General features: G+C 48.5%; 18 protein-coding genes. All 18 read right to left on the reverse strand.

The features are described 5' to 3' along the window. Positions 1-165: 165 nt before the first annotated feature. On the reverse strand, positions 166-594 hold the full coding sequence (locus tag ABR335_RS10640) for a RicAFT regulatory complex protein RicA family protein (RefSeq protein ID WP_014098491.1): 429 nt from the start codon (positions 592-594) through the stop codon (positions 166-168). Beyond that, on the reverse strand, positions 594-2141 hold the full coding sequence (miaB, locus tag ABR335_RS10645; RefSeq protein WP_026683679.1) for a tRNA (N6-isopentenyl adenosine(37)-C2)-methylthiotransferase MiaB: 1548 nt from the start codon (positions 2139-2141) through the stop codon (positions 594-596). Before miaB ends, ABR335_RS10640 begins: the two co-directional genes overlap by 1 nt. A 342-nt stretch (positions 2142-2483) precedes the next feature. Then, positions 2484-3857, reverse strand: a complete 1374-nt coding sequence (locus tag ABR335_RS10650) for a putrescine aminotransferase (RefSeq protein WP_014098493.1) — start codon at positions 3855-3857, stop codon at positions 2484-2486. A 13-nt stretch (positions 3858-3870) separates the two neighbouring features. Beyond that, a complete protein-coding gene (locus ABR335_RS10655; RefSeq protein WP_014098494.1) occupies positions 3871-5370 on the reverse strand; it encodes an aldehyde dehydrogenase family protein in 1500 nt (499 codons plus the stop codon). A 291-nt stretch (positions 5371-5661) separates the two neighbouring features. Then, positions 5662-7797, reverse strand: coding sequence for a sigma 54-interacting transcriptional regulator (locus ABR335_RS10660; protein ID WP_017551560.1), 2136 nt, complete (start codon positions 7795-7797; stop codon positions 5662-5664). A gap of 121 nt (positions 7798-7918) precedes the next feature. Further along, positions 7919-9280 (reverse strand): APC family permease, encoded by a 1362-nt coding sequence (locus ABR335_RS10665; protein ID WP_172653414.1) that lies wholly within the window; start codon positions 9278-9280, stop codon positions 7919-7921. Between the two features lie 331 nt (positions 9281-9611). Continuing rightward, positions 9612-10883, reverse strand: coding sequence for a peptidase U32 family protein (locus ABR335_RS10670; protein ID WP_014098497.1), 1272 nt, complete (start codon positions 10881-10883; stop codon positions 9612-9614). A 10-nt stretch (positions 10884-10893) separates the two neighbouring features. Next, positions 10894-11805, reverse strand: a complete 912-nt coding sequence (locus tag ABR335_RS10675; protein WP_014098498.1) for a peptidase U32 family protein — start codon at positions 11803-11805, stop codon at positions 10894-10896. Between the two features lie 189 nt (positions 11806-11994). After that, complete coding sequence (spoVS, locus tag ABR335_RS10680; protein WP_014098499.1) at positions 11995-12255, reverse strand: stage V sporulation protein SpoVS; 261 nt, start codon at positions 12253-12255, stop codon at positions 11995-11997. Positions 12256-12629: 374 nt separating this feature from the next. Continuing rightward, on the reverse strand, positions 12630-13430 hold the full coding sequence (locus ABR335_RS10685) for a TIGR00282 family metallophosphoesterase (RefSeq protein ID WP_014098500.1): 801 nt from the start codon (positions 13428-13430) through the stop codon (positions 12630-12632). Between the two features lie 86 nt (positions 13431-13516). Beyond that, the gene (gene rny / locus ABR335_RS10690; protein WP_014098501.1) at positions 13517-15079 is read right to left on the reverse strand and encodes a ribonuclease Y; all 1563 of its coding nucleotides are present in this window, start codon (positions 15077-15079) and stop codon (positions 13517-13519) included. A 482-nt stretch (positions 15080-15561) separates the two neighbouring features. Continuing rightward, positions 15562-16629, reverse strand: coding sequence for a recombinase RecA (recA, locus tag ABR335_RS10695; protein WP_014098502.1), 1068 nt, complete (start codon positions 16627-16629; stop codon positions 15562-15564). A 267-nt stretch (positions 16630-16896) separates the two neighbouring features. Beyond that, positions 16897-18129 (reverse strand): competence/damage-inducible protein A, encoded by a 1233-nt coding sequence (locus ABR335_RS10700; RefSeq protein ID WP_026104628.1) that lies wholly within the window; start codon positions 18127-18129, stop codon positions 16897-16899. 163 nt (positions 18130-18292) lie between these two features. Next, a complete protein-coding gene (gene pgsA, locus ABR335_RS10705) occupies positions 18293-18871 on the reverse strand; it encodes a CDP-diacylglycerol--glycerol-3-phosphate 3-phosphatidyltransferase (protein WP_014098504.1) in 579 nt (192 codons plus the stop codon). A 56-nt stretch (positions 18872-18927) separates the two neighbouring features. Continuing rightward, on the reverse strand, positions 18928-19833 hold the full coding sequence (locus ABR335_RS10710) for a helix-turn-helix domain-containing protein (protein WP_017551555.1): 906 nt from the start codon (positions 19831-19833) through the stop codon (positions 18928-18930). Between the two features lie 16 nt (positions 19834-19849). Then, positions 19850-20641, reverse strand: coding sequence for a DUF3388 domain-containing protein (locus ABR335_RS10715; RefSeq protein WP_014098506.1), 792 nt, complete (start codon positions 20639-20641; stop codon positions 19850-19852). A gap of 197 nt (positions 20642-20838) precedes the next feature. Next, positions 20839-21099: a DUF3243 domain-containing protein gene (locus ABR335_RS10720; RefSeq protein WP_013859159.1), complete on the reverse strand. Its 261-nt coding sequence runs from the start codon at positions 21097-21099 to the stop codon at positions 20839-20841. A 183-nt stretch (positions 21100-21282) separates the two neighbouring features. Further along, positions 21283-22005, reverse strand: coding sequence for an elongation factor P 5-aminopentanone reductase (gene ymfI / locus ABR335_RS10725; RefSeq protein WP_017551554.1), 723 nt, complete (start codon positions 22003-22005; stop codon positions 21283-21285). Between the last annotated feature and the right edge of the window lie 8 nt (positions 22006-22013).

The raw sequence follows: 22013 nt of genomic DNA on the forward strand, positions 1-22013 counted from the left end.
TTCAATTCATCCTATGCTTTTACCCAGGCCGGTGTGCCAATTCTTTTTCTCGCCACCTCCGGGTAATCCTAACATATGCCGCGACAATAGGAGGGTGCCCGTACAATGGATTTGCCTTGTGCTGCGCACCAAAAAAACGGTGTGCACAGATGCACACCGTTTTTTTCAGTGGAGGGTGCCGGAAGAATATTTCACCTGGGATCCGGTTTGGCCTTTTAAAAGATCGCCGCCGGTCGATTTGATGATTTCATCCGTGACCGTATTGGAAATGGTATTTGTGACAATCTGGAGCAGGTCGTTTACGTCCACCTGTGACTGCTTGAATTCCTGAACGACCGGGATGCCGTCCAGTTCTTCCTCCAGTTTATCTATTTTGGCTTCTACTTGTTTTAATGCTTCTTTTTTTCCATAATGCTGCAAGTTGACAGCCTGCTTTTGCAAAGCTTTAATATTGGCAATTAAATTGCGGACTCTCTCATTTTCATTGATTTGCGCTTCCGCCCGCTTAAAAAAATCGACCTCTTCCGTTTCCGCAATCATTTTCGCAAGTTCGGCAGCTTTTGCGACGATATCATCTTTTGTAAACTTCTGCATCACGCTTCCACCCCGGCCGGATCAGGCACGGCCACCATTTCCCCGTCCAGTGACCATGTTTTCGCCTTCGTAATTTTTACCTGCACAAGTTTTCCAATTGCTGATTTCGGCCCCTTGAAGTTGACGAGTTTGTTTTTGCGTGTGTAACCGGCTAAAATTTCCGGATTGTTTTTGCTTTCGCCTTCTACAAGCACTTCCACAACCTGGCCTTCGTATTTTTCCATGGCCGCTTTTGAATAGGCATTGACGAGTTCATTCAGGCGCTGCAGCCTTTCCTTTTTCACTTCCATCGGGATATTATCTTTCATTCTGGCTGCCGGCGTGCCTTCGCGCGGGGAATAAATAAACGTATAGGCCGTTTCGAACCCGACTTCTTTATACAGGGACAAGGTTTCTTCAAACTGCTCTTCGGTTTCGTTTGGGAAACCGACAATAATATCGGTAGACAGCGCCACATTCGGAATCGCGGCTTTGATTTTTCTGACGAGTTCCAAATATTGTTCCCGCGTATATTTGCGGCCCATAATTTTTAAAATTTCGCTTGAACCAGACTGGACAGGAAGATGGATATGCTCGACAAGGTTTCCTTTTTTCGCCAGCACTTCGATCAGACGGTCGTCGAAATCGCGCGGATGGCTCGTGGTAAAGCGGATGCGCGGGATGTTGATTTTGCGCAGATCATCCATCAAATCGCCAAGTCCGTATTCAAGGTCATCAAAATCTTTTCCGTAGGCATTGACGTTCTGGCCGAGCAGCGTGATTTCCTTGTAGCCTTTGGCTGCCAGTTCACGCACTTCCTGGATGATGTCTTCCGGACGCCTTGACCGCTCTTTTCCGCGCGTATACGGCACGATACAATACGTGCAGAACTTATCGCATCCGTACATGATGTTTACCCATGCCTTGATGTTGCCTTTGCGCACTTTCGGCAGGCTTTCGATCACGTCGCCTTCTTTGGACCATACTTCCACAACCATTGCCTTGGACATATACGCTTCTTTTAAAATGTGCGGCAGGCGGTGAATGTTGTGGGTGCCGAAAACCATATCGACATGCGGGTGTTTTTGCAAAATTTTATTGACGACGGATTCTTCCTGCGACATACAGCCGCAAACCCCGATCAGCATGTCCGGTTTTTCCGTTTTCAACGGTTTCAGGTGGCCGATTTCGCCAAACACTTTATTTTCGGCATTTTCACGGATGGCGCATGTATTTAGCAGAACCACATCCGCATCTTCCACCGTTTCGGTCGGTGTGTAACCAAGCTGCATAAAAATGCCGGCCATCACTTCCGTGTCATGTTCGTTCATTTGGCAGCCGTAAGTCCGGATGTAAAATTTCAATCCGTCGCCCATGCCTTTTAAGTCTTCATCGATTTCGAAGTCTTTAAAATACTGGACTGGTTTCCGGCTCCGTTTTCTTGCTTCTTTTAAATTCGGCGGAATATAAACCGATTGGAAATATTTGCTGTAGTCCTTTTCGGATTTTTTGTCCGCAGGCTCTACAGGGTTCACTTGCTGCTGTTCCAAACGTTGTTTCTCGTTCATGGCAATCCCCTTTCTGTTTGCACCATGCCGCGCTCAATTTGCGGCAACCATATAAAAATCATGCGTATAACCAGTATAAATGGTTTTTTCTCCTATTACAACAAACCCCCGTTCCCGGTATGTGTCAAGTTTTTCACGATTCCCGGAACATCCGGACTTCAAAAGCCGTTTGTTTAACCATTTAACGCGGATTCATTCGCGGTTTGTGCCGGTGTCACATTGGCAAAACACCGGGCTGTGCGCTTTACCGGGAAAAAAGAAGCCGTTACCTTCGTGCCCGGCGCAAAAAGCCCCTTCCTGTTTCAGGCAGAGGCTTTTTGCGTTTCTCTTCCGTTTTACATTTTATGCCTTCACTTGCGATAAAACGTGTTTGAACGTACGGATAACCTGGTCGATTTCTTCATAGCTGATTGTAAGTGCCGGTTCAAAGCGCAAAGTTTTCGAATTAATCAATGTGCCTGCGACAAGCACGCCCCCGTCAAACATGCCTTTTGCCACTTCATAACCGAGTTCATCCGAATGGAATTCTATCCCGATCATTAACCCTTTCCCGCGGACTTCCTGGACAATGTCTTCGTGGCCTTTTGCCGCCTCTTTTAAGCCGTTCAGGAAATAATCCCCGGCAACAGCTGCGCGTTCCGGCAGCTTTTCCTCGATGAGGACACCGATCGTTGCAATTGCCGCAGCACAGGCAAGCGGATTTCCGCCGAAAGTGGTAGTATGCATGAACGGATTCGGGAACCAGCTTTTGAACACTTCTTCTTTCGCGACCACCGCGCCGGCAGGCATCACACCGCCGCCAAAAGCTTTCGCGAGACAGAGAATATCCGGGACGACGCCGTAAAGTTCCGCCGCGAACATTTTTCCGGTACGGCCCATGCCGGTCTGCACTTCATCAAAAATGAGCAGCGCGCCAAACGCATCGCAAAGTTCACGGACTTGTTGCAAGTAGCCCTCCGGCGGGAGAATAATGCCGCCTTCCCCTTGGATCGGCTCCAGCATGACGGCTGCAACATCTTCTCCGACAAGGGCGCATGTTTCAAACGTTTTTCGCATCATGTCAATGTCGCCGTACGGGATATGGCGGAAGCCCGGAACAAGCGGAAGGAATGGTTTGCGGAACATGCCTTTCGCCGTCCCGGACAATGAACCGAGGCTTTTCCCATGAAAAGCACGGGTAGTCGAAATGATGGTTGTCCGGTCGCTGTACATTTTTGCGAGTTTCAATGCCGCTTCCACGCTTTCCGTTCCGCTGTTTGTGAAAAACGCATATTTTAAATCGCCGGGCGTGATATCCGCCAATATTTTTGCAAGCATGGCCCGAAGCGGGTCAAGCAAATCCTGGCTGTGGAGCGCCTGGCGTTTCAGCTGGTCGGTCACAGCTTTTACGACTTTCGGATTACGGTGCCCGACATTGTAGATTCCGAAACCGCCCAGACAGTCGATATATTCTTTGCCGTTTACATCTTTAAAACAGGCGCCGCTGTCGGACCATTCGACTGCCGCAAACTGGCCGCCTTCCGTCACGGTTTTCCGGTATTCCAGAAAGCCCGGATTCACATATTCGCGGAATCCGTCCACCGTTTCCTTCGTAATCCATTCCGCTTCTTCCTGCGTGACTTCCTGTTTTTCAATTAAATTCAGCACTTTATGAATATAACCGAGTACCGCTTGTTCTTCGCTGTTTTTCTTCTCTTGTTTGATATCTATCCCCATTTATGATCTCTCCTTATTTTTCATGTGAAAACCAGCCGGTTGGTTCCACTTGTAAATTGATGTTGATTTGTTTGATTTCCTGAAATTCTTCGAGCCCGAATGTGCCGAGGCTGCGCCCGATTCCGCTTTGCTTATAGCCGCCCCACGGCGCTTCGTTATAAGTAGGATGATAGGAATTGATCCACGTAATGCCGGACCGGATCTTTTTAATGACCCTTAACGCCTTGGCCCCGTCATTGGAGAAAACCGCACCGGCCAGCCCGTATACCGTGTCATTGGCCAATTTTACAGCTTCCGCCTCATCCTTGAATTTTTGAATAACAACGACAGGGCCGAAAATTTCCTCCTGGACAATCCGCATGTTTTGTTTAACATCCACAAACACGGCCGGCCCGACAAAATACCCTTTATCCAGCCCGTTTTCCAATAGGCGGTTGCCGCCAAGCGCTAAGGTGGCGCCTTCCTGCTTGCCGATTTCAATATAAGAAAGCACTTTTTTCATATGTTCTTCGCTGACAAGCGGGCCCATTTCCGTATCCGGATCATCCCCCGGCCCGACTTTAATTTTGGCGGCTCTTTCCACAAAATGGGAGACAAATCTTTCGTACAAGCTTTCTTCAACAAGGATTCTCGAGCCGGCGGAACATACCTGGCCGGCCCCGCTGAAAATGCCGTACAAGGCGTAATCAACGGCCGTTTCAAAATCTGCATCGGCAAAAATAATATTCGGAGATTTCCCGCCGAGTTCAAGGGAAACTTTTTTCAACGTATCGGCCGCCTGCCGCATCAGATGTTTCCCGGTTTTCGTGCCGCCGGTAAAGGAAATCATATCCACTTCCGGATGGGTGACGATCTCCTCGCCTACTACCGGCCCCGCGCCCATGACCATATTGGCGACACCTTTCGGCAAGCCGATTTCTTCAAAGATTTCAAAGAGCTTCATGGCTGTCACCGGCGTCACCTCGGACGGTTTAAAAACGATCGTATTTCCGGCTGCCAGTGCCGGCGCGATTTTCCAGACGCTCATTAAAAGCGGATAATTCCATGGCACGATAAGGCCGCATACCCCGACGGGTTCCCGGACAACCATTGCCTGCATCGGATCTGCGACATGGTAGGTAAACCCGTCAGGCTTCGTAATTAAGCCGGCGTAGTAACGGAAACAGGCAGCCGCATCGGCAATATCATAGCTTGCTTCTCTTAACGGTTTCCCGTTGTCCAACGTTTCAAGCCTGGTTAAAGCCTTCGCGTTTTCGTCGATTTTATCGGCAACTTGAAATAAATACGCTGCCCTTTCCTGTGCAGGAATGCCGGACCATATCCCCGATTCAAAAGCTTTTCGAGCTGCATCCACTGCTTCATGGGCATCACGGGTGGTGCCTTCCGGGGCAATGGCGATGGTTTCACCGTTCGCAGGATTTTTTATGGCACGCGTTTCCCGGTTATCTGCATCGATCCATTCGCCGTTAATATACATTTTCAGGTTGATGACGGATTGTTGTACCCCGACCATTTTTCATCCTCCTTTATTCTCTTCGACGAATAATCTTGCAAGAAGGGTGCCAATTAATTTTCAGCCTGATTTATGCGGTTTCGCACGCACAGCATTATGCAGTTTTGCATAATGCTATTTTTTTCTGCATGGAAACGGAGCGGGGAAAGTAAAAAAGAAAACCGGCGCGTTTACACCGGGAGGCACTGAAACAAGTTGCAGGCTGCAAAAAAACGGCGGGACACTGTGAATGGTAGCGTCCCGCCGTTTTTTAGGCTTTGTTTGCGGCAGCAGGGGTTTTTAGAAGAAGCTTTACTTGAAAACGGCATCCTCTGTTTTCCTGTTTTTCTTGTTTAATATTTTTTGGTATTTGCGGCTGACGGAAGACTGGCTGATGCCCAGTGCTTTCGCCGCTTTTGTTGTCGTTTTATACTGGTTCATGGCCTGCAAAATGAGCTGCTCCTCGACGGACTCCATCGCCTCCTGCAACGGCATGATTCTTGTGACGACCGGCTTCATTTTTTTCCTTTCAGAGCCGAATGTTAAAAACTGGCTGACAAACCCGCCATCGATGGCAGCATGGTCCGCAGTGACGACCAGCCTTTCAATAATATTTTGCAGTTCCCTTACATTTCCCGGCCACGGGTAACATTCCAGCACATTGATCGCATCAGGCGTTAAATAAAACTTCCGGCCGTATTTTTCGTTTAATTGCTGCAAAAAGTGGAAGGCAAGCAGCGATATATCTTCCGGCCGTTCCCGGAGCGGCGGGATCCGGATCGGAATGACGTTCAATCGGTAATATAAATCTTCCCGGAACCGGCCCTCTTCCACCATTTTTGCCAGGTTTTGATTTGTCGCCGCAATGATCTGGACATCGATTTTAATGGGGGTTGTGCTGCCGATCGGGATCACTTCCTGTTCCTGCAGCACCCGCAGCAATTTGACCTGCAGGTGCACCGGCAATTCGCCGATTTCATCAAGGAACAAAATGCCGCCGTCCGCCTGCTTAAAGTATCCTTCTTTTCCGTTTTTTTCCGCACCTGTAAAGGCGCCTTTGACATATCCGAACAATTCGCTTTCCAGCAAAGTTTCCGGAATCGCACCGCAGTTCAGTTTTAAAAACGGTTTTTCCGACCTTTTCCCGAATTGGTGGATCGCCTGGGCAATGACTTCTTTTCCGACGCCCGATTCGCCGGACAGTAAAACAGTGGACGAAAATTCGGCGATTTTCTTTACCTGGTGCATGATTTTTTCCATTTTCGGGCTGCAGTAAATCATTTTTTTCAAAAACCGGTCTTTGTTTTTGAACTGGTCGAGCTCTTTTTTGTACCGGGCTGAAATTTCTTTCATCTCTTTCAGTTCGGTTTTTAACCGGGTCGTCTCGGTTATGTCCCGCGATGCAATAATGATCCGGTCAAGCGCGCCTTTTTCATTAAAAACCGGGTTCCCGACGGCCAGAATTTTTCTTCCCGTCCGCGTTTCCTGCACAACGGATACTTTTTTCCGTTTTTCCATCACGAGCCTTATAACCGACGGGGTGAATAAGCCCTGGTCTTCAAAATCGAGGATATTTTTCCCGATCAGCGTTTTTACGTCCACCTGCCAGAAATCTTCAATGATGTTCTCCCCGTAGCGAAGCAGTTCGCCCTTTGCATTGACGACAAGAATTTCGTCATAAATCGTCGACAGAATCGCATTCAAGTCTTTATTTAAGTCTTTTATATATTCGATTTCAAGTGCCATTTCTTCTACCATCGGCAAATCCTGAACGACAATGATCAGGCCTTCAACTTCACCGGCGAAATTTTGAATCGGGCTGTAGTCGGCCAAAACCCCGACCCCGTTTGCGAATTCAAGATGGTTCAGATACGTTTTCCCGGTTTCAAACGCTTTTGCGATATGGTCATGGCTGAAAATACTTTTACCAGGGGCATTCAGCACCGCTTCGTGCGGCAATTTAATCATTCGTAAACCTGCTTCGTTACAATGGATGATCCGTTTTTCCCTGTTGAGCACAAAAATGCCCATTGGGATCGATGCGAGCAAGATTTTCAGAAAGTGGGCGCTTTCGTTTTCCTGTTTAAAGAGCTCCGCCAGCATGTCCTCTCTTTGGATGTAGCCGGACGGGCGGCCATCTTCGCTTCTCACAAGCGCAAATGGTTCACCAATGATTTGGAACAAGCTCGTAATGGAAATATGGTCATCGAGACGGCTGATCCCGTCAAGCGGTTTTGCGTGGCGAAGCAGGGTTTCTTTTGAAAAGTTGCCTTTTTTAAGCTTTTCCAGCAGTTGATGATTCAGCAAGGCATAGGCAAATAATTCTCCGTCCTTCTTTAAAAACAGAAAAGGCCCTTTATGCTTTTGTAACGCCAGCCTTAAATCTTCTTCACCGTCAACCGAAAAGGGGATGATCGGCTTTATTTTTTCTTTTGCAATTGCCGGCATTGCGATTCCTCCTTGCACCTTCTAAAAATATAGTATCACTATATTTTAATATTGGAAATAGTCCGGCACAAAAAAAGAAGATGCCTGCACATCTTCTGCCATGTAACCATTGCTTTTTATCTTAAAGAATAGAAGTTTTTTCTGCTTCATCCAATTGAAAATCGATGACCTGCTTGCGGAAAAATTTCGTTTGGATCGCCATATAAATAAATCCGATGCCTGACCAGATAATGCCGAAAATGAGGGCGTCTTTTTGCAAGTTGGACCATAAAACGCCCGTCAGCCCTGCCCCGGCTAAAGGCATCACCAGGTAGGAAAACACATCTTTTGCCGTTTTATAGCGCTTTTTCCGGAAGACAAAGAAGGCAATAACAGATAAATTGACGAATGTAAAAGCAATCAGGGCGCCAAAGTTGATAAACGAGGAAATGAGTTCCAGGCTGGGCGTGATCGCAAGCAGCGACACCAGGCCGACAAGGATTACATTCCATGCGGGGGTCCGGAATTTCGGATGCACGTACCCGAACCATCGCTTCGGCAGGACGCCGTTTCTCCCCATCACATATAACAGCCGCGAAACACTGGCATGGGAAGCAAGGCCGGACGCAACCGTGGCGGCAAATGCACCGGAAATAAACAATAATTTAAACAGCGTTCCGCCCACATACAATCCGATTTCGGGCAATGTGTCATCCGTGTTTTTAAAATGGGAAACGTCCGGAAACAAGGCTTGCGCGAAATAACTGGCGATAAAGAAGACCGCACCGCCGATAAAAACCGTTAGCATGATCGCTCTCGGCATGATTTTGGGATCTTTCGCTTCCTCCGCATACATCGTTACCGCATCAAAGCCGATAAACGAGAAGCATACGACTGTCGCTCCGGTCAGGACCGCGCTCAAACGGACATTGGAGTGGTAAAGCGGATCGAAAGTGAAAACCGTACCTTTTCCCATTCCGTGCGAAAATTGTACAACGGCCAGCACAAGAAAAGCACCGATTAGCACGAGTTCAAAAACGACAAGAATGGTGTTCATATTGGACGTTTTCCCCATGCTCCATACATTGATGCCCGTCACGGCGGCTACATACGTCACCACCCAGATCCAGGCGGGCACGTTTGGAAAGACGGATACCATATAAATCCGGATAATTAAAGCATTCACCATGGGCAACAGCAAATAGTCGAGCAACGCCGCCCACCCGACAAGGAAACCGAGATGGGGGTTCATCGTTTCCCTTGTATACGTGTAGGCAGATCCGGCGTTCGGGAAAACTTTTACCATCTTCCCGTAACTGATGGCGGTAAACAGCATGACAATCAACGCAGTGATATAGGCAAGCGGCACCACCCCGTTGGTTTCCTTTGATACGATGCCAAAAGTATCAAACACAATGGTAGGCGTCATATACCCTAATCCAAGTCCGACGATGGCCCATAAACCGAGTGAACGCTTTAATGTCGCATTCTCCAATTTTATCATCCTCCCTCTCTCTTCCACGAATCAAAGATGTTTGCTTTTTGGTACGCTAATAAGGCTGCTCCGCTTCCATCCATGCGAAGGCCTATTATTCTACATCTTTGCAATTTTCATACCAATTATTAGAAAAACAAGAGGAGGATTTGAAAAACTCAGAATTCAGGAAAAGCAGTCGCGGGAGTTCGGAGGGGTAGGGGGAAAAACGGAAAGTTTCTTATGCAATATTGCATAGTTTCACCTGTTTTGCATACCATTGGAAGGCAAATTGACGAAAGCCGGGGATGCAAAAACGGCGGGAACGTATTTTTGTATCCCGCCGTTTTGAGGTAAATTTTCATTCACTTGGAGCCTGTCCAGGAAAGTTTGAAAAGCGTGCCGTACTCACCGGCATTTTGCGTATCCGCATCAAATCATAAGGTTTTACAGGATGGTCGACGATTGTTTTCACGGTCATCATCGCATTCGGGGCACGTTCAATGCACTTGCCGTCTTCATCCCAAAGCTTGCGGATGGTTTGGGTGAAACGGGCAAATCCCGGCCCGTAAAACTCCACTTCTTCCCCTGTCGTAAAATGGTTGCGCTGTTCAAGCGTGGCGATTTTTGTAGCCGGATCGTAATCCAAAACACGGGCAGCGAAAGTATATTTCGGAATTTTGCGGGGGCGCCCGAACAGTTGCTGGTGGGCATCCGGTTCCCCAAAGTAAAAACCGGTGGCCAGTTCCCGTTGTGCCACTTTCCAAATTTCTTCCTCCCACGCCGGGTCAAAAACAAAATGGTCCGGATCTTCACAATAGGCATCGACAATCGCCCGGTACACATTCGCCACAGTCGAAACATAGTGGATCGACTTCATTCTGCCTTCAATTTTAAAACTTCCCACACCCGCTTCAATCAATTCCGGCACGTGATGGATCATCGTAAGGTCCACCGCACTCATGGAAAACGGCTCGCCGCCAGCTGTTAAGATGTCGGCTCCTTCATTTTCAAACAAGTCATATTTCCAACGGCATGACTGGGCGCATCCGCCGCGGTTTGCATCGCGGTTCGCCATATGATTGGACAGTACGCAACGCCCGGAATACGAAATGCACATCGCCCCCTGTACAAACGCCTCTATTTCCATACCGGTATTTTTCCGGATTTCGCGGATTTCTTCAAGGCTGACTTCGCGGGCCAGGACCACCCTTTCGACCCCTTCCTGCTCCCAGAACTGAAGCGCTTTGTAATTTGTTGCAGAAGCCTGGGTCGACAAATGGACGGCAAGGCCGGGCGCCTCTTCCATACAAATGGTGATAAAACCCGGGTCGGAGATGATGACAGCGTCAATCCCGATCTCCTTTAATGTGCGGAAAAAATCCCCTGCCCCTTCATCATCGCCTTCATGGCCGACCATATTTGCAGCTACATACACTTTTGCGCCGCGGGCATGCGCAAAGCGGACCCCTTCCTTCATTTCGTCATACGTAAAATTGCCGGCTCTTGAACGCAAGCCGTAAGCCTGTCCGCCAATATATACGGCATCCGCGCCATAGCGGACGGCGATTTCCAGTTTTTCAAGATTTCCGGCCGGCGCAAGCACTTCCGGTTTTTTGATGATGTTTCGCATATTCTCCCTCCTACTGTACTTCATCCGGCTGCCGCAGGAAAAACCCCGTGCCAAGCTTCCGCGTTTCCGGCTGCAATTGCAAAAGCTCAGCTGAAAAACGCGCCGCATCAAAAGTGCCGGACAGCACCGCTTCTTTTGCCCGGACATAAAGGGCGGCAATATCCGTAAAGGTTTCCCCTTCGGCCAAAATGCCGTCGAGTTTCCACGTATCCAGCCCCGCCCTGTGCAGATCCGGCAAATACCGAATGAGCGCAATGTCTTCTGCGGAAAAAATATGGGTGCCATTTTCATCCTCAAAAAGCGGATACTGATTTTCCCTGTCTTTTTTCTCGCTGATGCTGAGCCTGTCACGGACAGTTGTGCCGGCATTAAGATGCGCAAATTGGGTGTAATTCGAAAGCAAGCGGCGCTTCGAGTGGTGGATGCATGTCGGGCCGTATACTTGTACCTCGACGGGTTGCTTGATTTGCGCCTGTATCTCTTTTAATTCAATAAAAGTACATTCGCGCGCCGCCACGGCCCCTATTGCCCCGCGTTTGAGCCAGAACTTTATCTGGTTTGCCGATGTGACAAGCGTCTGTGCATCGTAAATATAAGGCAGATTCAGTTTCATTTCTTTTAAGAGCTGTATCACGCCCGGATCCCCGGCAGTAATCGCATCCACTCCCGCTTTTTCAAGTGATAACAAATATTCCGGAAGCGCCTCTATATGGCCGTTATGCATCAATCCGTTAACGGCTGTATACACTTTTCTATTCTGCCGGTGTGCAAACTTTGTAATGTCGCCTATGTCTTCAAGCGTGATATGGCCGGGCATGCGCAAGCCGAAACGGTTCCCCCCGATATAGAGGGTATCCACTCCGGCCGCAATCAGCGCTTCAGCCTGCCCGGACGATTCAGCAGTAGCAATGATATGGATCAACTTCCACCCCTCCTTCAGCCACTTTTCAGGCTGCAGTAAAAAAGGCGCAAAGATAAAGCGCGCCACGATTTTACTTTATCACGTGGACGGGTTCTTTTTGCTGATAAAGTATGACAGTTTCCGCAAACCTTTTTTCCATACAAAAAAAAGCTGTCTGCTTCTGCAAACAGCGTTTCTTTTCAATCTATATCAGCGGGGTTCAATGATGAGTTTAATAGCGGTTCTTTCTTCTCCTTCAATCTGAATATCCGTGAAAGCCGGGATGCAAATTAAATCCACACCGCTCGGGGCCACAAACCCTCTTGCGATGGCAACGGCTTTTACAGCCTGATTAATGGCGCCCGCCCCGATCGCCTGGATTTCCGCCCCCCCTCTTTCACGAAGAACACCGGCAAGTGCACCAGCTACAGAATTAGGATTAGATTTTGCTGAAACTTTTAATATTTCCATTCCTTCTCCTCCTTGTCTCCTTCCGTTAACCGAATGTCCGTTCAGAGTGACGATTCATGTTCGAACGTGAAGTATCTCTTGCCCGTTTCCAGCCCGGCCTTTTCCCGGCTTCGCTGGAAACGGGGCGGCTGTCCGAAACAATCCGGCAGCCGCCCCGCATATAGGCTACTGATTTTCCTGCTTGTCGTGCGGGCTTTCGTGAACGTCTCTTGCTCAAAAAAACTCCGGGGAGCTGCCCCCCGCACAGCGGGAAAAATCATTTCACTGCTACTATATTCCTTTGTTCTGCGAGTTATGCCATCCTTCATAAGCACCGGTACATAAAAAGAGGCGCTGTCCTGCCCGGCACCCATCCGGAAAAAGAAAAAACCCGTTTATTCAGAGATAAACGGGTGGTCTTCATTAATTAAAATGTTCTGGATCGTTGCGGCTTTGCCTGTTTTTTTATCAAGGCTGATGATGCATCCGCTTAATATTTTCCTTCCCGATTTCGGCACTTCAAAACGGACAGGAAGCGAAGTCAGGAATTTTTTCATTACCGCTTCTTTGTCCATGCCGAGAATGGCATCGTACGGCCCGGTCATGCCGGCATCGGTCAGATAGGCTGTACCGTTTGGCAAAATTCTTGCATCCGCGGTTTGCACATGCGTATGCGTCCCGATCACGGCAGACACTTTGCCGTCGAGAAACCAGCCCATCGCCTGCTTTTCGCTTGTCGTTTCGGCATGAAAATCAACAAAGATAAAATGAGTTCTTTTTCTTGCCAGTGCCACCATCTCTTCTGCTTTCCGGAACGGGTCATCGAGCGCGTTCATAAACGTTCTGCCCTGCAGGTTGATGACTGCAAACTCCGTTCCTTCCGCTTTGATCAACGCCATCCCTTTTCCCGGGGTCCCGTCCGGAAAATTGGCCGGGCGCACCATCCATTTTGCATCCTCAATAAAGTCGAAAATCTCTTTGTTGTCCCATGCATGGTTTCCGAGCGTGATGATATCCGCACCTGCATCCAGCAGGCCGCGGTAAATATTTTTGGTAATCCCACGCCCGCCGGCTGCATTTTCCCCGTTTACGATGGTCAAATGCGGCCTGTATTTCGCCTTTAACTTCGGCAAATATTCATTCACCATCTCACGCCCTAATGACCCTACAACATCCCCTATAAATAAAATCTTCATGCAATAAATCCTTTCTATGCTTTGTAAAACAATCTTTATTTTCTTTTCAAAACGTTAAAGAAAATAAGCGGTGAACACGTCACCGCTTATTTTGCATATTCAACAGCCCGCGTTTCCCGAATAACCGTTACTTTAATATGGCCCGGATAATCCAGCTCATTTTCAATTTTTTTGCGGATATCACGTGCCAGGCGATGAGCTTCCAGGTCGTCGATCTGTTCCGGTTTCACCATAATGCGTACTTCTCTCCCCGCCTGGATCGCGAACGATTTTTCAACACCGTCATACGATTCGGCGATTTCCTCCAGCTTTTCAAGCCGTCTGATGTAATGCTCAAGCGTTTCGCTGCGCGCCCCAGGCCGTGCAGCGGATAAAGCATCAGCGGCAGCGACAAGCACCGCGATAACAGAGGTCGGTTCCGTATCGCCATGGTGAGAAGCAATACTGTTAATGACCACCGGATGTTCTTTGTATTTGGTTGCGAGTTCGACGCCAATTTGCACATGGCTTCCTTCTACTTCATGGTCTACCGCTTTTCCGATATCATGAAGCAGACCGGCACGGCGGGCAAGGATTTCATCTTCCCCGAGTTCGGCAGCCAGCAATCCGGAAAGGAATGCGACTTCTATCGAGTGCTTGAGGACATTTTGCCCGTAGCTCGTGCGGAATTTTAACCGGCCAAGAATTTTGATTAAGTCCGGATGGAGGCCATGGACACCAACTTCAAAAGTGGTTTGTTCCCCCACTTCGCGTATATGTTCATCCACTTCCCGCCTTGCTTTTTCAACCATTTCTTCAATGCGGGCCGGATGGATGCGGCCGTCTTGAACCAGTTTTTCCAGTGCAATGCGTGCCGTTTCCCGGCGCACTGGATCGAATCCCGAAAGAATCACCGCTTCCGGCGTATCATCGATGATCAGGTCAATCCCGGTCAGCGTTTCAAGTGTCCGGATATTGCGGCCTTCCCTTCCGATGATGCGGCCTTTCATTTCATCATTCGGCAGGTTGACAACCGATACCGTTGTTTCAGCAACATGCTCGGCTGCACACCGCTGAATGGCCAGCGAAAGAATGCTTTTCGCCTTTTTATCGGCTTCTTCTTTTGCCCTTGTTTCCGCTTCCTTTACCTTAACGGCAATGTCATGGGAAAGCTCGTTTTCCAGTTTTTCAATAATGATGGCTTTCGCCTGTTCGCGATTGAGGCCCGAGATTCTTTCCAGCTCAGACTCCTGCTCGTTAACCATCTCCTCCAATTTGCTTTCCATCTCTTCAATATGTTGTTGTCTCAGGTTTAAAGAATCCTCTTTCTTTTCAAGCATCGATTCACGCTTATCGAGCGATTCATCTTTGCGATCGAGGTTCTCTTCCTTTTGCAATAAGCGGTTTTCCTGTCTTTGCAATTCATTTCTTCGTTCACGCAATTCCCGTTCCATATCCGTACGAAGTTTATGATTTTCATCCTTCGCTTCAAGCAGGGCTTCTTTTTTCAGGCGATCAGCTTCGCGTTTTGCTTCATCAACGATCTGATCTGCCGCATTTTTCGCCCCTGCAATTTTCGCTTCATAAATTGATCTCCGGATGAAATAGCCAACAACTACACCGACGATAAGGACAAGCAAAAGGGAGATGATCCATATGAGAGACTCCATCAATCTCACCTCCTCTTGCTATGAACTTCTTCTACGTTAAAAATGTCGGCTGTTACATTAATCCTTAGGTTTACAGTATACAGCGCCTGGCTTAAAAAGTAAAACGTCGATCCCGGGGCAAGCCCCTCCGGTGTATATGCATGAAAACCCAATCATGCGTTTCGTCCCGGTCCGGCTGAAGACAAGGATGGTTCCATCAGCCGCATGCGGAAAAGCCGCCGGATGAAAAAACCGGCCCCCCTTCCGGAAACTTCCGGGAGGATTTGCTTTCCGTACAGGAGAAAGTCATTTTTAGAAAAATAAAATATACATATTAATTTTAAAGGTGGGAATTTTTATTGTCAAGTGAAGCGGAAAGATTGCCATTGTAAATTTGTGTTGATTCCTCTCCGCCATGCAGATTTTGTGGCGCAAAAAAGTGCGGTAAATGGACGGCAAAAAGCGCCTGGATGCGGTCAGCATTTCAGGCGCTTATACACCGGTTACTCCAAATTTAATTCTTCCTGTCCTTCCACAGCTTCTTGTTCATCTATAGCTTTCTCGGTTTCATGGGAACCGGCATCTTCTGTCAGGTCGTAATGTTCCCGGATTTTTGCGGCAATCTCGTTTTTCAGATCCGCATTTTCCTTTAAAAATTGCTTCGCATTTTCACGCCCCTGGCCGAGCCGCTCGCCGTTATAAGCATACCAGGCCCCGCTTTTTTGGATGATGTCAAGGTCGCTTCCCATATCGACGATCTCGCCTTCTTTTGAGATCCCCTCGCCGTACATAATATCCACTTCTGCCGTTTTAAACGGAGGCGCTACTTTGTTTTTGACAACCTTGATTTTCGTTTTGTTGCCGACAATGTCGCTCCCTTGTTTGATCTGTTCGGCACGGCGCACTTCAAGGCGCACGGATGAGTAGAATTTGAGCGCACGGCCGCCCGGTGTGACTTCAGGATTACCGAACATTACGCCGACTTTTTCCCGGATTTGGTTAATGAAAATCGCAATCGTGTTCGATTTGTTGATTGCACCCGATAATTTCCGCAGCGCCTGGGACATCAGCCGTGCCTGGAGGCCGACGTGGGAATCGCCCATTTCCCCTTCAATTTCCGCTCTCGGCACAAGCGCAGCAACGGAGTCAACGACTACAATGTCCACTGCGCCGCTGCGGACGAGCGCTTCCGCAATTTCCAGCGCCTGTTCGCCCGTATCCGGCTGGGACAGGAGCAGCTCATCAATATTGACACCGAGCTTTTGGGCATAAACCGGGTCAAGTGCATGTTCCGCATCAATAAACGCCGCTTGTCCACCCTGTGCCTGGACTTCCGCAATCGCATGCAGGGCAACCGTTGTTTTACCAGAACTTTCAGGGCCGTATATTTCAATGACACGGCCGCGCGGGTAACCACCGACACCAAGGGCAATATCAAGCGCAAGCGAACCGGTCGGGATCGTGGAGACAACCCGGTCGGTCTGCTCGCCCAACCGCATAATGGAACCCTTACCAAATTGCTTTTCTATTTGTTTCAGAGCCTTGTCTAAGGCTTCTTGACGATCATTCACAAAATTTCCTCCTTTTATTCATTCCAAACTCTCGAAAGCAATGAATCTATATCTATACTATACCCGTTTTTTCTTTGTTTGCCAAGCAAAATCTCGAACGCTCATTCGTCTCTTTTTTGCAAAAATCCGGCAAAAAAATGGGGTTTTCCCCCTGTAAAAATGAAAATTCCCCCGGCAAAAAGAGCCGAAAATTGAATTTTTGGCAAACAAATTTTTTTATAAAAAGGCCGCTTCCGTCACTTGCCATGAGCAGAAGCGGCTTTCGACCTAAAGCAGTTTCAGCAAATGCCAGCAGCCGTATTTCACCGATCGCGTGCGGACGTTGTTGCGGGATCCGGGAAGTTCCAACAGATAAGTGGCAGTTTCTTTCCCTTTTATCGCAATGCCGATCCACACGGTTCCCGGCGGATGGCCTTCAAGGGAGTCCGGGCCAGCCACGCCTGTAAAACTGATGCCAATGTCGGCATCCATAATGCTACGGATATTTTCCGCCAGTTCTTTTGCACACTGGCTGCTGACGGCGCCGTACTTGTCAAGCGTTTCTTTTTTCACTTTGGCGAGCTTCATCTTCGCTTCGTTTGAATAGACGACAACGCCGCCTTTCAACATTGTGCTGACACCCTGGATGGACGCCATTTCCGCTGCAAATTTGCCGGCAGTCAGGCTTTCCGCGCAGGCAAGCGTCAGCTGTTTTTTCGAAAGCTTTTCGAGCAGGGCCTCCATTAATGTCGTATCGTTATAACCGTAAAAATACGATCCGGCAATTTGCATAATCTCTTTTTCCACTTGATCGATCATTTGGTTCGCCGTTTCCGCCGACTGGTGTTTCGCCGTAATCCTAAGTGTCACTTCCCCTTCTTTCGCAAGCGGAGCAACAGTCGGATTGGTTTGGCTGTCCAGTATATGGCGGATGTCTGTTTCCAGCTGGGATTCGCCGATCCCGAAGAAGCGGAGGACGCGCGATTCGATTTTTTCGATCGTTTCCAGTTCTTCCTGGATCGCGGGGCTTGCGTAATGGATAAACATCGGTTCCAGTTCATGCGGCGGGCCGGGCAGCAGCATATAATAGTGGTTTCCGCTTTTGGCCAGCATGCCCGGCGCCATACCGTGGTCATTCGGAAACACTTTTGAACCTTCGATGACCAGTGCCTGCTTTTTGTTGTTTTCCGTCATTTTTCGTTTTGTACGGATAAAAAACTGTTCGATGGAGCGCATGGCATCTTCGTTTGTCACCAGTTTTTTTTCGATGTGCGATGCAATCGTTTCTTTTGTTAAATCATCCTTTGTCGGACCGAGCCCACCCGTAAAAATCAATAGATCGGCGCGACCCTCCGCTGTCCGGATTGCCGCTTCGAGCCGCTCTGCGTTATCACCGACAACGGTCTGGTAGTACACATCCACGCCGATCTCTGCCAATTGTGCGGCAATAAATGTGGCATTTGTATTGGTGATCTGGCCAAGCAAAAGTTCCGAACCGACTGCAATAATTTCGGCATTCACTTTCCATTCCTCCCTTTCTTTTAGAGCAAAAAAACGAACACATGGCGGCGTAATCCAGGCCGCAAATCCACTCGAAGCAATGGCTGCCTTTTTCTCCCGTGCCGGATTAGCACAAGCCACCGGCGGGCAAAAAAGCAGTGAAAGGCTGCCTTTCACTGCATGGTTATTTCGAGCGGGCAAGTACGCCCCGGTTTAAATAGAAATAATCAGCACCTGACCAGATGGTAAAGATGAGCGCCACCCACAAAGCGACCAGATCCATGCGGAAAGAGAGCGCCGAAAACGGGAAGTTATGCAACAGCAATAAAAGGATGGCAATGATTTGCGTCCATGTTTTGATTTTCCCAAGCATATTGGCTGCTGCTACTTCCCCGCCCTCTGCTAAAATCAGTCGCAAGCCTGTCACGGCAAACTCGCGGGCAATGATTACGACAACAATCCATGCCGGCGCCAGCTTGAGCCCAACGAGCAAAATAAACGCCGTTGAAACAAGCAGTTTGTCCGCAAGCGGATCGAGAAATTTCCCGAAGTTGGTAACGAGATTGTATTTGCGGGCATAGTGGCCGTCGATCCAGTCTGTCATAGAGGCAATGGCAAAAATCACCGCACCGACAAAATGGGTGACCGGAATTTTGGCTCCCAGCCAATCAAAGGTGCCCCAATCGAACGGCACCGCCATGATGAGTAAAAAAACAGGGATTAAACATACACGTGATACAGTAATTTTATTCGGCAAATTCACTGGCTTTTCCTCCAACTGTCTATATATTTTCCAAAGAAAAAGCCTTAAAACAAGGCTTATTTCGTTTGTGACCCGTTAAACTGGACGATCATATCCTGGCGTACTTCTTTGGATGCCGGAATATTGTATTTTAGTTTTTTGCCATTGATATACACTTCCGTATTGACGGTGTTTCCGACCGTGATCGTGACTTGTTTTTGTTTTGACAGATCCGCTGTCCGGCTGTCCCCGTCATTCAGCAATTGTTGAAAGTTCGTTGAACCGTCGCTGTTTTTCACCTGTACCCATGACCGTCCGCCGTTTGCTTTCAGTTCAAGTTTGAACTGGTTGGTGCCGGCCAGTTTATAGGTGGTCGTGTACCCGCTTGAAGATACGGTTTCCAGTTTTTGGGCTGTTTTCTTCGTTTTCGAGGCCGGTTTTTTTGACGTTTTCGCCGCCTTTTTTTCGGAAGAGCTGCCGGTGTTTTTGCCGGATGACACCTTTTCAGCCGATTTGACGTTTTCTTTTTGTACGCTCACATCGCCGGAAGCCCCGCTGTTTAACTTTTCCTTTGTGTTGTGACCGGCAAACTTATATACGACAAACCAAAGCAAAAATAAAATCGCGATGATGGCGGCGACCACAAGGATCCTTGGCAGCACGTTCATCATCTTGACGGTATCCGGTGCGGCCCTTTTGGAGGACGTCTGCACCCGCGAAAGTTGCTCGGGAAATTCTTCCTGTTCCGTACGGGGGATGTCGCTCTGGTACTCTTCAAATAAAGTTTCCGGATCAAGCCCGACTGCCTCGGCATACTGCTTAATAAATGCCCGGACGTAAAATTTTCCAGGCATTGAATCATAATTTCCTTCTTCAATGTTTTTCAAATATCTTTTTTGGATCTTGGTCATCTCCTGCAAATCATCCAGGCTGATGCCCTTTTCTTTCCTTGCTTCTTTTAAACGATTCCCTAATTCCGTCATGGTAACACCTGCCAATCTAGTAATCAAATCCTCCAAATTCGCCTTGAAACATCCGGTTTTGCTGGAGTAAGTCATATGTAATTTCCTGTGACGGGTCTTCTCTCAACTCAATAATGTAATCAAAATCATCAAGCGTGTATTCCGAACGCTGCACGAAAATATCCGGGTGTTCCACCACTTTAACAGCCGGAAGCCGCATGATTTCACGGATCAGCTGCCAGTGCCGTTCGTTTCCCCTCTCGGCGGATACGACACCATCCAGGATAAAAATATTGTTTGCATTGTATTCATCCTCAATCAGACTACTTCTCACCGTCTGTTTGATCATCGTGGAGGAGAGAAAAATCCACTTTTTATTGGCGCACACGCTTGCAGCCACAATCGATTCTGTTTTTCCGACGCGCGGCATCCCGCGAATGCCAATCAGCTTATGGCCTTCCTGTTTAAAATGCTCGGCCATAAAATCGACCAGAATCCCGAGATCATCGCGCACAAAGCGGAATGTTTTCCGGTCGTCATGATCGCGCTGGATATACCTTCCGTGCCGGACTGCAAGCCTGTCCCTGAGCTTGGATTCCCTGATTTTCGTTACTTTTATCGTTTCCACTGTTCGCAATATCGATTCGAGCCGGCCGATCTGTTCTTCATTTTTGACAAACAGCAGCAAGCCTCGTTTTTTATGGTCAACGCCGTTAATGCTTCTGATATTGATCGCTAACATGCCCAAGAGAGAGGAAATATCACCCAACAGCCCCGGCCGGTTGATCGTGATTTCATATTCCAAGTACCACTCTTTCCTGTCATCCACCCATAACCCCTCCCGAAATCCGGATCCAAACGAACATATCTAGGTTATATGATATATGATTTTACATCAATAAGGAAGCGAAAGCTCTAAAAATCGTGAATTTTGTCGTGACATGAAAAAACCGGCGGCATCAGCCAAACAACCGGCTTTTCTTGTAAAAAAGCAGCCAATTGTTATCATGATGCGCCGGTATTTCTTTATGACTGGGTACCGTTATTTTGAACGAGTTTTACCATTACATTGGCAATGGCTTGCTGTTCTTCCTGCGATGCCACTGACCATAAGTCAGCAAGAACGCGTTCCTGTTCATTTTTCGGATCTACTTGTGCGGCCAAATAATCGCCGACCTGCTCAGCAAGTTTGTTAATCGTTTCCTGGGGCATCCCCTGTTGCTTTGCCTGGTTGAGGCGGTCCCCCAAAAAGTTTTTCCATTGGTCCCAGTTTTCGAATACGTTCATGTCACAGCCTCCTTTCAAGTTGTTCAACCTTAGTTTGTGACCCGGCGTGGAAGGCTATGCATGGAAAATGGAACCCGTGCTTCTTTCAAGGCACCAGCCGGGCAAAACGGTGTGCTGTTGCCCTTTTTTGGTTAATCCGCGAAAAAACAAAGAGGATTCCTTTGCAACTTTCTCCAGGCGGGACTACATATACCAGCCCCCATTGACGCCAATCGTCTGGCCGGTGATGTAATTGCTTTTTTCCGAGAGCAGGAAAGAAACCGCGCCGGCAATTTCTTCCGGTTTGGCAAGCCGGCCGAGCGGGATGTCCGCTTCGAGATCCGAAATTTCTTCCGGCGCAAACCTTGAAAGCATATTGGTGCCAACCGCCCCGGGCGCGACCGCATTCACCCGTACGCCGCTTCTTGCCGTTTCTTTGGCGAGCGCTTTTACAAATGCGATCTGTGCGCCTTTCATCGCCGAATATACGGCTTCGCACGCCGCGCCTGCCTGTCCCCAGATTGAACTGACAAGCACAATGTGTGAAACCGCATTTTGCCGCAATTTGGGCAACAGCTGCCTGATGATCAGAAGCGGCGCCTTCACATGAATCCGGTAAAGCTTGTCAATGGCTGCCTCATCGATATCCGAAAGCAGCCCGTAGTGGGAAATGCCGGCCGCATGGATGATCGCATCGAGATGAAAAACATTTTCTGCAATCGTTTTTACGGTGCCGTCCGTTGCAAGATCGGCGCGGATCGGGATCGCTTCCGCCCCGAAATGCCGGCAAATGGAAAGCAGTTCTTTGATGGCCGCTTCATTTTGATGGTAATGCAAATACAAATTCCATCCTTCTTTTGCCAGCATTTCAGCTGTTGCCTTCCCGATGCCGCCACTCGCACCCGTAATCAACGCAAACTTTTTCAATTTTCTCC

Source organism: Heyndrickxia faecalis, assembly GCF_040267745.1.
GTDB classification, from domain to species: Bacteria; Bacillota; Bacilli; order Bacillales; family Bacillaceae_C; genus Weizmannia; species Weizmannia faecalis.